Below are 11,704 nucleotides of genomic sequence, written 5' to 3'. Positions count from 1 at the left end.
TATATGTATCTCCTCAGACAATCCACTCTCGTAGCTCCTACGGGCAAGTCGTCAGCAATGACGGGGCGGATAAGATGTCTGTGAAGCCTTCCTGTGGGAGTAGGCTGCTGATACCGTGACGGTATCTGAGGGGCGGCATCCCCAAAGTCAGCCAGCCAATCGTCCTCCGTTCCCGCAAGGGCGTCCGTCGGGGAACCACCCCCTAAACGAAAACTGGAAGGACAAGCCACTGGATTTATCCGGTGGTAGTTGACTCTGTCACAATTGCCCCGGATTCCGATTCATCTGACCAGAATCCGTTGTGGGCGCGATTGCTGCAATGTTATTTAAGCTTCGCGGGGATAATTCGAAGCCCGTCCGACGAATCGTTGGCAATGTTCATTGGATTTGAAGAAAAGACCTTCCGGTAGATTATTCTTCTAGGCCGGCTTGAGAGACGGCCGTCAATCTATTCGGAGACGAGAGGTTCATCAATCCTTTGGTCTGGGTGCCGAGTGGTTCGGGAACCTGGTAAGATCTCTGTGGGGGAGGAACATGGCCTGCGCGAATTCGTTCTGGAAGTCCTTCTCGGCTGCGAGCTCGACGTACTCGACCTCGCGCGAGAGCCTGTCTGCCAGGTCCCTCATCTTGGTCGATCTCAGGCACATCCTCGCGCCCGAACCGGCTGCATTCCCGATGAAACGGATGCGTTCGACCGGGACATCTGGATACATCCCGATCGCGATTGCGCTCGACGCATCCACATATGTCCCGAATGCCCCAGCCGCATATACTCGCGATAGGTCGGAGCACCTTAGCCTGAGCTTCTTCATCAGAATCGACACGCCAGTGAAGATCGCAGCCTTGGCGAGCTGGATCTCCTGCACATCGTGCTGGGTGATGGTCAGGTCCTCGCCAGTCGAGGTCTCATTTGCTTTGGCCAAGACATATTCCCCGGGCCCGTCCGGGCCGTTCCTGGTCCTACGGTCTTTCGAGGAGACCGCAATCCTGCCCGAAGGGTCTAGTATCCCAGCCTTGAACATCTCCGAGATTGCGTCGACGATTCCTGAGCCGCAGATGCCCCTTGGCGGTGCGTCATCTATCGTGCGAAGCATGACCTCGTGACTCGATGGGTCGATCCAGACGCGCTCGATGGCGCCCGTGGACGCGCGCATGCCGAACTTGATGTGAGCCCCCTCGAACGCAGGTCCCGAGGCGCACGAGCAACTGATGAGTCTGTCCTTGTTGCCGGCGATGATCTCTGTATTCGTGCCGATATCGATCATCATCCCTATCTTCTTGTCATCGTACAGTCCGCTTGCCACCAGGTCCGCCACTGCATCTGCTCCCACGAAGCCCGCGATGTTCGGAAGTGATGACACCTTCCCGAACGGGTATGTGTTCAAGCCCAAGTGGGTAGGGTTCACGGACAACGAAGTCCTGACAGCTGGAGCGTAGGGCGCCGCTGCCAGATGGGTTGCTGGGATCCCGAAGAATATGTGATGCATGGCAGTGTTCCCCACGACCATGACTTCGAGGATGTCGTCGGGTTCGATGTGCTCTGAGGTGCACAGCCTTGATATGATAGAATTCACTCCGTCGACTATGGCCTTCTGGAGCAGCTCAAGTCCATTTTCATTCTTCGAAGCATATGATATTCTGGACATCAGGTCCTCGCCGTAGGGGATCTGCGGGTTAGGGATGCTCTCCGTGGCCACGATGCCCTCCGAACGCAGGTCCAGGAGGTATGCGACGACCTTAGTGGTCCCAATGTCCACTGCGATCCCGAATAGCTCCCTAGTGGTGTCGCCCGGCTCTAGTCTGATGACCTCGTCGTCCCTGAATAGGGTGATCGTGGTGGTCCAGCCTTTCTCCCTCAGCGCCTCTGGTAGTCTCCTGTGGACTCCTGGCGAGAGTCTCGAGCACACACGGGCGTTCTTGTACAACACCTCCAGGAGCCTGTCATCGTCTGCCCTGAGGTCTTTCAAAGTCGCGGGAGGAATCTTGAGGACTATCTTCTTGACCGCCGGGTCAAGCTTCACCTTCGGCTCCACACCCGCGGCGAGCAGTCTGTGGTGGCCTCTCTGGCTCTCCTCCGGGATATCGACAACCACGTTTCCCTTGGTGATCATCTTGGCCTGGCATGCGAGCCTTGCCCCCAACTTCAGCTCTTGCGGGTCGAGCGCGCTGATCTCGCTGGATGTAGTTCCCGAGAGGGCTGCGGACCCTGACCTTACGATGACTCTGCACTTACCGCATTTCCCGAGCGAGTTGCATATTGATTCCAACGACACGCCGGCCTCTCTTGAGAGGTCTAGCAATGTGCTTCCTCTCTTCGCCTCGACCTTTCTGCCAAGTGGCTGGAATCGTACGAGTGGTTCGGCCGTGTCCGTCACCATCTGACCGGATATTGAGCAACGATATAGCTTCTCCCACGATTGATGTTTTGGCCGGGGACTCTCACTCGTCCATAGGCTTGCGATAGAACCTGAACTGCTTGACAGGTTCGTATCCCAAGCTCCCGTAGAGTCTGAGGGCTCCTGAAAGATTGTCAGCATCGACGTCAAGAGATGCTTGCTCCATGCCCTGATCTCTGAGGACCTTGAGGCCGCGGGCTATCAGGGCTCTAGCGACACCCTGATGGCGCCATGGCCGACTGACGAAGATCCCCTCCGTGTAGCCTCTCTTCCTCTTGAACTGTATGTTCTCCCCCTCATCTATGAAGACAATGACGCCGCCGACGACTTCGTCACCCTTCCATGCTATCTGCCACAGATGCGGAGTCCATGTCGGCGCTTTGGTGAAGCGTTCCATCTCCTCGTCGCTCCAACGCTCCTCGGTGAAGCTTCTGTCGTCCTTCATCGCCTCCCTTGCTGCATGCCATACGGTCGCGTACTGGTCCGGTCTTACCTGCTTGACCTCGACCCCTGGGGGCAAAGGGAGTTCAGGTATATCCTCCAGATTCGGGCGCTCCATCTCCAGAAGATGCCAAGATAGTTCGTATCCCTCGTGTTCGATGATCGTCCTCCAATGATTCTCATCGGACGTGTTCGCCCAGGTCTCCAGCAGACACCTCTCATCCCTGGGGTGGTTCTTTGCCATCTCCATGCTCCTGCGCTCGTTCATGCGCAGCATCACCCTTCGTAGTCCGGTGGAACGCCACTCTGGCAGCAGATTCGCCGAGTGTTTGTACAGCCTCTCGTTCTTCACGTTCCGGTACCAGAACACGGAGCTGAAACCGACCATTAGGCCATTCACATCAGCAATAAAGCAGTCCTTCGCGGGATCGAAGTTAGATGCAGGGGCGTAATCCTGGGAGATGTCTTCCGGAGCGGTACCGTAGACCATCTTGTCCGCCAACCAACTTGCATTCGCTATCTTGGCCATCATCTCGAAATCGGCATCTCCGCGCAATCCGCGAAAGGTGAGGCCAGGGAGACGAGGTGGGTCAGGTTCTGGAGATTCCTTGGTCGGCATTGTCACCGCCCTCGCTCAGGTATGTCCAACAACCCTTTTATACCTCAAGCAATTACTCATTCTGCTCTTTTCATCAAAAGGGCCGATGAATGATGACGGTGCTCACGCACCTGAAGGAGGTATCAACTTGCCAAAGCCTGTGTATGTGAAATTCGAGATGCCGAAGGAACTAGCTGACAAGACGTACGAACTGGTCGAGCTCGCCCGAGACGGCGGGAAGATCAGGAAGGGCACCAACGAGGTCACGAAGCTCGTCGAGCGCGGCGAGACCCTGATTGTGATCATGGCCGAGGACGTTTTCCCGCCCGAGATCCTGATGCACATGCCCGCCCTTTGCGAAGAGCGAAACGTGCCGTACGCGTATGTTCCCAGCAAGGCAGAGCTGGGGAACGCCTGTGGGCTCGAGAAGCCGACCGCAGCGGTCGCGATACTCGATGCTGCAAAGGGCAAGCCGGCGCTCGATGATCTAGCCGAAAAGCTGAAGGCGCTGAAGAAGTAGGTGGTCCAGATGCCTGAGGACGATAGCATTCCATCGACCGTCGTCGAGGTCATTGGCAGGACAGGCATGACCGGAGAGGCGACCCAGGTGAAGGTCAGGGTCATGGACGGCCGGGACAAGGGCCGCATCATAACCAGGAACGTCATGGGTCCCATCAGGGTCGGAGATGTCCTGATGCTGAAGGAGACCTCGAGGGAAGCAAGGAAGCTCGGCGTGCGCTGAGCGGCGCCGATCAATGAAGGTGATGTTCAATGGTAGAGAGAAGGGTCTGCACGTTCTGCGGCAGCGAGATAGAGCCCGGGACGGGCAGGATGTACATCAAGAAGGACGGAACGGTCAGCAACTTCTGCACATCCAAGTGCTTCAAGAATCTCGTCCAGCTTGGCAGGATCCCCAGAAGGACAACATGGACCAGGTACTACGCGAGGGAGAAGCAGATCAGGATGAAGGGCGCACCGGCGCCTGAGGCGGAAGCTCCGAAGGCCCGAAAGGTCAAGAAGGGCGAGGCGAAGCCGGACGAGAAGAAGGAGGAGGCCAAGCCAGCCCCGAAGCAGGAGAAGCCGAAGGCCGAGGGGAAGGAGCCTGCTGCTGAGGAACCGGCGAAGAAGGCTCCCGCGAAGAAATCCGAAACGCCCAAGACCCCCGAAGCGAAGAAGCCTGAGGTGCGCAGGGTCCAGAAGCAGAAGCCCAAGGCGGAGCCGAAGGAAAAGCCCTCAGAGGGCGGAAAGACATGATCGAGCGGACTTTCGCGATGGTCAAGCCTGACGGTGTCCAGAGAGGCCTGGTCGGGAAGATCATCCAGAGGTTCGAGGACCGCGGGCTCAAGATATGCGCGATGAAGATGATGAAGATCCCGAAGGAGCTTGCAGAGAGGCACTACGAGGAGCACAAGGGCAAGGGGTTCTACGAGCCTCTTCTGTCGTACATAACCTCGGGGTCAGTGGTCTGCATGGTCCTCGAGGGGGAGAACGCCGTCGCAGGCGTGCGCGCCATGATGGGCAAGACGAACCCGCAGGACGCCGCGCCGGGTACCATCCGAGGGGACTTCTCGCAAGTGACGGGCAGGAACATAGTCCACGGGTCCGACTCTTCCGAGAGCGCCAAGCGCGAGATCAAGCTCTTCTTCAACGACTACGAGCTACAGAAGTACGAGAAGGCGGACGAGGCCTGGCTTTTCGAAACGTGAACCCCCATCTTGAAACCATTTCTCGTTGACTGTTTTCCTCCGTTCATCCAATTTCACAGCCTGGGCCATGAACCGCCAGCCTCACCGTTGGTCGGATCGGGTTTCCCTCCAAGTGGGTTAACTTCTTATAACGCATGTCCTCTTTTGAGGCCATGGCTGTCCGGCACCCGATCGTATCAGTCTTGGGTCATGTGGACCATGGCAAGTCCACCATACTCGACATGATCAGGGGGACCGAGGTCGTCGGCAGGGAGGCCGGAGGCATAACCCAGCACATCGGAGCGACAGATGTGCCGATAGAGACGATATACAAGCTCTGCGGGAATCTCATAGGCGACAGAAAGTTCGTCGTGCCTGGGTTGCTGTTCATAGACACTCCCGGGCACTATTCCTTCGTGACGCTCAGGACCAGAGGCGGCGCCTTGGCCGACCTGGCGGTCCTCGTGATTGACATCAACGAGGGCATCAAACCTCAGACGATCGAGTCCATCAACATACTCAAGAATTTCAGGACGCCGTTTGTGATCGCTGCTAACAAGATCGACCTGATATCTGGTTGGAGGCACCATGAGTGGAAGACCTTCGGCGAGTCAGTTGCGATTCAGGACCCGCGCGTAGCTGCCGCGCTCGAGGAGAAGATATACAACCTCACGGGCAAGATATTCGACAAGACCGGCTTGAGCGCGGACAGGTTCGACAAGATAACGGATTTCACGAAGACCGTCGCCATCGTGCCCGTCAGCGGCAAGTACGGTGAAGGCCTCCCAGACCTTCTCCTGATGCTAGTAGGGCTCGCTCAGAGGTTCCTCGAAGAGGATCTGAGGACGGAAGAGGGAGCGGGAGAGGGCACCGTCCTCGAAGTGAAGGAGGAGCGCGGCATCGGAACGGCCGTTGACTCGATCATCTACAAAGGGACTATCAAGGTGGGTGACCAGATAGTCGTCTCGTCCGTCAAGGGCGACCCGATCGTCGCCAAGATCAAGGGCCTTCAGAGGCCCAAGCCGTTGGACGAGATAAGAGACCCCACGCAGAGGTTCGACAGGGTAAAGGAGGCCTCTGCTGCCGCGGGCATAAGGATAATCGCTCAGGGCCTCGAGGAAGCGATGGCCGGGGGAACGGTCAAGGTCGTCAGCGGGAACCTGGAAGAGCTCCTGGAGGAGACCCGGAAAGAGAGCCAGATCAAGGTAGACCTCGCTCCGCAAGGGATAATCGTCCGCGGCGATGCGATCGGTTCTCTCGAAGCGTTCTCCTTCGAGGCGAAGGCCAAGGAGCTCCCGATTCGCAAGATCGACATCGGGAACGTCAGTAGGAAGGATGTCGTTGAGGCGTCGCACTTCGATAGCCCTATGCACCGGGCGATATTCGCGTTCAATGTCGCAATCAACGAGGACGCGAAGGCGGAGGCACTATCGACCGATGTGAAGATCTTCGAGAACAACGTCATGTACCGTCTGCTCGAGGAATACGAGAAATGGTGCGAAGAACGGAAGAAGGAACTCGAGTTGGAGAAGAGGCTCGAGGTGGTCTTCCCCGGGAAGGTCGTGATCCTCAGGGACCATGTCTTCAGAGTCAGCAGGCCGGCCATAGTCGGCGTCAGGATACTGGCGGGACGCATACGGCCAGGTCAGGGGCTGATGAAGGAGGACGGGAAGTCCGTGGGGAAGATCAAGAGCATAAGGAGTGGCGAGGAGTCCCTCAAGGAGGCGGTTGCGGGCAAGGAGGTGGCTGTCGCCATCGATGACGCGGTCGTCGGCCGGCAGATCGATGTCGAGGATGTCCTCTTGGTAGACGTACCCGAGAGCCACGCTCACGAGCTGGCCAACTACAAACTGACCCCGGATGAGACGGAGGTCTTGGAGCAGGTGGCCGTGATAAAGCGCAAGGAGAAGCCTTTCTGGGGAAGGTAGCTTCACTTCTTCTCGGTGGGATACCCTGCTTCCTTCCAGTCCTTCAGTCCGCCCTTGAACTCGAGGATCTTCTTGAAGCCGTACTTCTCCAGCTTCTGAGCTGCGATCGTGCTCGAATCGCACTCAAAGCTCGAGCAGTATGTGACTATCGTGCGGCCCTTCTTGTACTCCCTCACAAGGTGCTCGCCCATGTGGTCCGATGGGATCGAAACCGCCCCGGGCAGGTGCTCGTCGTCGTAGCCTTCGTGTTTTCGCGCGTCTATCAGGACGAAGTCGACGTCCTTGTCCATCACGTTCTTGAGGATCTCTCTGGTTATCTGTTTAATCTTTCACCCTTCACATCACCACATTCTCGGCACATGATATTCATGTCGACGTACGACCCTACCAGCATCTCAATTCCAGTTCCGAAACCTATATAACTCCTTTCGCAATAGGGCGTCCCACACACCGGAGTGGATTGTTTGGCAGAGTTCAAGGCCGTCATAGGCGATCCAAAAGATGGGAAGTCATATCAGGCCCCAGTCGCGGGTCACCACGCCAACTCGCTGATAGGAAAGAAGATAGGCGATGTAGTGGACGGGATCTTCGTCGGTCTCCCGGGCTACAAGCTCGAGATCACCGGGGGCAGCGACAAGGACGGGTTCCCCATGAGGAAGGACCTTCCCGGACCGAGAAGGAAGAAGCTCCTGATCTCGAAGAGCATCGGCTTCAACTCCAAGAAGGGCGGCCTGAGGCGCAGGAAGACCGTCCGCGGGAACACGATTGCGCCGGACAGCCTCCAGATCAACATGAAGGTCATGCAGCACGGCATGAAGCCCATTTCTGAGCTGATTAAGAAAGAGGAGAAGAAGCAGTAATGAAGGTTCCCAGCCAGCCAGAGACCAACATCGGCATGATAGGCCATGTCGACCATGGCAAGACCATGCTGACGAAGGCTCTGACGGGTGAATGGACCGACAGGCATTCTGAAGAGGTCAAGAGAGGAATCTCGATCAGGCTCGGCTACGCAGACGTCGCGTTCTACAAGTGCAAGAGCTGTGACGCGCCTGAGTGCTACACGAACCAACCGACCTGCCCTAACTGCAAGGGTGAGTGCGACCTTCTCAGATCAGTTTCGTTCGTAGACGCGCCTGGGCACGAGACCCTCATGGCCACAATGCTTTCGGGCGCCGCCATAATGAACGGAGCTTTGCTTCTCGTGGCGGCGAACGAGAAGTGTCCTCAGCCGCAGACCAGGGAACACCTGATGGCTCTGACTATCATAGGTGTTGACAAGGTAGTTGTCGTTCAGAACAAGATAGACATCGTCTCCAAGGAGCAGGCCAGAGAGAATTTCAAGGAGATCCAGGACTTCATCAAGGGCACGATCGCCGAGAAGGCGCCGATCATACCCATATCCGCGCACCACGACGTCAACATCGACATGCTGATCGAGGCCATTGAGAAGACGATTCCGACACCGAAGTGGGACAAGTCCAAGCCTGCTAGGATGTATGTCGCGCGGTCGTTCGACATCAATGTCCCTGGCACGGAAATAGATCAGCTCAAGGGCGGAGTCATAGGCGGCTCTCTGACCCAAGGAAAGCTCAAGGTCGGGGACGAGATCGAAATCAGACCGGGCAGGAAGGTCGAGGTCGGGAGCAAGGTCAGCTGGGAGACGATCACCACCAAGGTCAGGTCGCTCTATGCCGGCGGAACGACGCTGGAAATCGCAGGACCGGGAGGACTCGTTGCTATCGGGACCGGTTTGGACCCAACTTACACAAAATCCGATTCATTCGTCGGAAGGATCGCCGGAGCCCCCGGGACTCTGCCTGAGGTCACCAGCGAGATCACATTCAGGACGGAGCTCATGCAGAGGGTCGTGGGCGTCGCGTCCGAGCTTGCAGTGGAGAGCCTCAAGACAAATGAACCCTTGATGCTGAGCGTGGGGACGGCCACGACCGTGGGAGTCGTCACGAGCGGCCGCTCAGGTTCTGCCGAGGTCTCTCTCAAGATTCCCGTTTGTGTCGAGAAGGGTCAGAGAATAGCCATATCCAGACGCATATCCGGCAAGTGGCGCTTGATCGGCTATGGCGCCGTCGAATAGGCGTGTGATGCTTCTGCCGAAAGCCATCGTCCTGGATGCGAACGCCCTCCTCATGCCGTTCCAGTTCAAGGTGAACATCGACAGAGAGCTGAAGAGGCTTTTCGGCGAGATCCCGGTCTTCGTCCCAAGCTCGGTCCTGGGAGAGCTCTCCAACGTTGTCGACAAGAACACGAAGGCCGCGCTCGCATTGGCAAGGAAGTATCAGATCGTCGAGACCGAATTGAGAGGCGACGATGCGGTCCTTAGTATTGCGGAGGAGCGGTCGGCGGCCGTATTGACTAACGACAGAGAGCTGATCGGCCGGCTCCGGAAAGAGCGCATTCCAGTCATCAGGTTGCGGGCCGAGCGTTACCTGGTGGTCGACGATTTCTGAACACATCGATGACGAAAAGCTATTATGATGGCTAGCTTATCCGAGCAGCGCCATGCATGAGAAGCAGATTGCGACGCTGAAGCACATCGCCCTGATGGGTGGAGTGCACGACTACATCGCGATTTCTTCAAGAGAGCTCGGGAACGTCCTCGAGATCAGCCAACAGTCTGCTTCGAAGAAGATATTGGAGTTGCTCGGTGATGGGCTTATCGAGAGGGATCTCGGTGCCAGGAGACAGAGGATCAAGCTAACGGACAAGGGATTTGATCTACTCAGGAAGGAGTACTCCGACTACCAGCGGATCTTCGAGATGAAGGACCACCTGGTCATAATCGGGAGTGTGGCTTCTGGTCTTGGTGAGGGACAATACTACGTCAACCAGGAGGCCTACGCCGACCAATTCCAGAAGAAGCTGTGGTTCAAGCCGTTTGAGGGGACACTAAACCTGAGGCTGGCGGACCCTGAGCTTCCTAAACTCGACATCATGAGGAAGTCCGAGGGCATCCTGATCAAGGGGTTCGAGAAAGAGGGCAGGACTTTCGGAGACGTGAAGTGTTTTCTCGCTACGATACATAACATGGAATGCGCGGTCGTGCTTCCGGTCAGGTCCCATCACACGGATATCATAGAGGTCATCTGCAAGTATCATCTGAGGCGGTCGTTGGGTCTCAAGGATGGCGATCAGGTCGAGTTGATTGTTTCCCTGTGAAGCCACCTCCGGATTCGGCTAGACGGGCGCTCCGAAGGATGCTGGTTGCCGTATCGTGACGGCATTGCCAAGGTTCAAATCCGGGCCCTCGCACATTTTAATTTCGCGAACAATATTGATGTTAGCTTCGCAGGTCAATTGTGCTCTATGACAATTCGACGTTGAATGTCAGATATAGACGCGCCCACCGTCAACGGCGACTGCTGCACCGGTAACGAACGAGGATTCCTGACCGAGAAGCTAGACTACAAGAGCAGCGCTCTCGTCTGGTTTCCAGAGACGTCTCATCGGATGTGCTTCGGCAATTGCCCTCTCGGTTTCCGTGTTTGTTGTTATACCCACACGGTTCAGTCTTGGCGTGTCCATAAAGCCCTGACAGCCCGCATTGACACGAATGCCTCTTGTGGCGTATTCGATTGTCGCGTTCTTGGTCAATCCTATCACACCATGTTTCGAGACGACGTATGCAGCCGCGTTTGTATGCATGGAGGGTTCAGAAGACCATCATTCAGTACCCCCGAAGTGATTATATTCAGTAATTATATCTCACAACTCCTGAGCGCAGGATGAGGTCCTTCAACATTGGAATAGGAATCATAGATGAGCTTCTCTCATCGTTCTAGGTGGACCAACTGGTGAAATGATGGATTTCGTTACGGTGATTCTAATTGCGATTGGGCTATCCATGGATGCTTTCGCAGTTTCAATTGCAAAAGGAATATCTGTAAATAAGAACAGAAGAAGATCTGCAATCCTATTAGCTTCTCTTTTTGGAGGGTTTCAGGCGCTGATGCCCGTAATCGGCTGGTTTGCAGGTTTAGGTTTAAGGGACATAATCATGGGAGTCGACCATTGGATCGCATTTGGACTACTCGGGTTCATTGGCGCAAAGATGATCTACGACTCAACGAAAAGTGAAGATGGTAAGGAAGAAGATGTTACAATATTCGCAGCACTCGTTCTCGCGGCTGCGACCAGCATAGATGCTTTGATGGTCGGTCTCAGTTTCGCATTCTTGGAAACACCCATCTTAATCCCAGTCCTGATCATTGGGACCGTAACCCTCATGCTATCTTATCTGGGGTTCATATTCGGTTCAAGGATGGGAAGCATCTTTGGCAAGAAGATCAAGATTTTTGGCGGCCTTATCCTCATATTGATCGGGATACGGATCTTGATAGAGCACTTGCTATAGACAACCGGGAGTCCAAGGGCTGCATCCAGTGTCATCGGCTGGCCGATGCTAATCATAGGGTTCGAATCCCACCGACGTTGGACCTCGATGACTGGCTCATTTCTTTACCATCAAAGAATCCCGTAGTAGTCTGATCTGCATTTGGCTTTGAAGATTATAGCTGGCAGTTTTAATTAGGGGTAAATTCTGGGCTATAATCCGGGTCCGGGCCATGAATCACGTCTTCTTGGGATTACTTCTTAGGGATGATCCGATAAGGTCTTGACTTCCTGTCAATCCTAATCTCG

The 11,704-nt window shown here is 55.8% G+C and carries 14 protein-coding genes; 10 read left to right on the top strand and 4 right to left on the bottom strand.

The features are described 5' to 3' along the window. Nucleotides 1–470 precede the first annotated feature (470 nt). Nucleotides 471–2,378 carry a DUF4445 domain-containing protein gene (locus KJ653_00200; protein MBU0684262.1) on the bottom strand — a complete coding sequence of 636 codons (1,908 nt, stop codon included), beginning with the start codon at nucleotides 2,376–2,378 and terminating at the stop codon, nucleotides 471–473. Nucleotides 2,379–2,439: 61 nt separating this feature from the next. Continuing rightward, the gene (locus tag KJ653_00195) at nucleotides 2,440–3,369 is read right to left on the bottom strand and encodes a GNAT family N-acetyltransferase (GenBank protein ID MBU0684261.1); all 930 of its coding nucleotides are present in this window, start codon (nucleotides 3,367–3,369) and stop codon (nucleotides 2,440–2,442) included. A 172-nt stretch (nucleotides 3,370–3,541) separates the two neighbouring features. Here KJ653_00195 and rpl7ae point away from each other — a divergent pair, with 172 nt between their 5' ends. From rpl7ae to infB, 5 genes are all read left to right on the top strand, one after another. Next, complete coding sequence (gene rpl7ae, locus KJ653_00190) at nucleotides 3,542–3,955, top strand: 50S ribosomal protein L7Ae (protein MBU0684260.1); 414 nt, start codon at nucleotides 3,542–3,544, stop codon at nucleotides 3,953–3,955. A 9-nt stretch (nucleotides 3,956–3,964) separates the two neighbouring features. Next, nucleotides 3,965–4,177, top strand: a complete 213-nt coding sequence (locus tag KJ653_00185; protein ID MBU0684259.1) for a 30S ribosomal protein S28e — start codon at nucleotides 3,965–3,967, stop codon at nucleotides 4,175–4,177. Between the two features lie 29 nt (nucleotides 4,178–4,206). Then, nucleotides 4,207–4,689 carry a hypothetical protein gene (locus tag KJ653_00180; protein MBU0684258.1) on the top strand — a complete coding sequence of 161 codons (483 nt, stop codon included), beginning with the start codon at nucleotides 4,207–4,209 and terminating at the stop codon, nucleotides 4,687–4,689. Then, the gene (ndk, locus tag KJ653_00175; GenBank protein MBU0684257.1) at nucleotides 4,686–5,141 is read left to right on the top strand and encodes a nucleoside-diphosphate kinase; all 456 of its coding nucleotides are present in this window, start codon (nucleotides 4,686–4,688) and stop codon (nucleotides 5,139–5,141) included. Before KJ653_00180 ends, ndk begins: the two co-directional genes overlap by 4 nt. Before the next feature lie 152 nt (nucleotides 5,142–5,293). Beyond that, a complete protein-coding gene (infB, locus tag KJ653_00170) occupies nucleotides 5,294–7,048 on the top strand; it encodes a translation initiation factor IF-2 (protein ID MBU0684256.1) in 1,755 nt (584 codons plus the stop codon). Nucleotides 7,049–7,050: 2 nt separating this feature from the next. Here the strand turns inward: infB and KJ653_00165 are convergent, their stop codons facing one another. Beyond that, nucleotides 7,051–7,338, bottom strand: coding sequence for a rhodanese-like domain-containing protein (locus KJ653_00165; protein MBU0684255.1), 288 nt, complete (start codon nucleotides 7,336–7,338; stop codon nucleotides 7,051–7,053). A 174-nt stretch (nucleotides 7,339–7,512) separates the two neighbouring features. Between KJ653_00165 and KJ653_00160 the strand changes: the two genes are divergently transcribed. Genes KJ653_00160 through KJ653_00145 form a run of 4 tightly spaced genes read left to right on the top strand, consistent with a single transcriptional unit; the run spans nucleotide 7,513 to nucleotide 10,222 of the window. After that, nucleotides 7,513–7,908, top strand: coding sequence for a 30S ribosomal protein S6e (locus KJ653_00160; protein MBU0684254.1), 396 nt, complete (start codon nucleotides 7,513–7,515; stop codon nucleotides 7,906–7,908). Next, the gene (locus KJ653_00155; GenBank protein MBU0684253.1) at nucleotides 7,908–9,140 is read left to right on the top strand and encodes a translation initiation factor IF-2 subunit gamma; all 1,233 of its coding nucleotides are present in this window, start codon (nucleotides 7,908–7,910) and stop codon (nucleotides 9,138–9,140) included. The genes KJ653_00160 and KJ653_00155 overlap by 1 nt, the downstream gene beginning before the upstream one ends. Further along, entirely contained in the window at nucleotides 9,124–9,513 is a 390-nt protein-coding gene (locus KJ653_00150; GenBank protein MBU0684252.1) for a twitching motility protein PilT, read from the top strand. Before KJ653_00155 ends, KJ653_00150 begins: the two co-directional genes overlap by 17 nt. A gap of 52 nt (nucleotides 9,514–9,565) precedes the next feature. Then, a complete protein-coding gene (locus tag KJ653_00145; protein MBU0684251.1) occupies nucleotides 9,566–10,222 on the top strand; it encodes a DUF120 domain-containing protein in 657 nt (218 codons plus the stop codon). A 240-nt stretch (nucleotides 10,223–10,462) separates the two neighbouring features. Here the strand turns inward: KJ653_00145 and KJ653_00140 are convergent, their stop codons facing one another. After that, nucleotides 10,463–10,708, bottom strand: coding sequence for an SDR family oxidoreductase (locus KJ653_00140; protein MBU0684250.1), 246 nt, complete (start codon nucleotides 10,706–10,708; stop codon nucleotides 10,463–10,465). A 157-nt stretch (nucleotides 10,709–10,865) separates the two neighbouring features. On the opposite strand from KJ653_00140, the gene KJ653_00135 reads away from it, so the two are divergent. Continuing rightward, nucleotides 10,866–11,417, top strand: coding sequence for a manganese efflux pump MntP family protein (locus KJ653_00135; GenBank protein ID MBU0684249.1), 552 nt, complete (start codon nucleotides 10,866–10,868; stop codon nucleotides 11,415–11,417). Nucleotides 11,418–11,704: the final 287 nt, after the last annotated feature.

Source organism: Candidatus Thermoplasmatota archaeon, assembly GCA_018814355.1.
In the GTDB taxonomy this organism is placed as follows: domain Archaea; phylum Thermoplasmatota; class Thermoplasmata; order UBA10834; family UBA10834; genus COMBO-56-21.
Note: the sequence above shows the minus strand (reverse complement) of the source record. Positions and strands in the feature narration are given on the sequence as shown.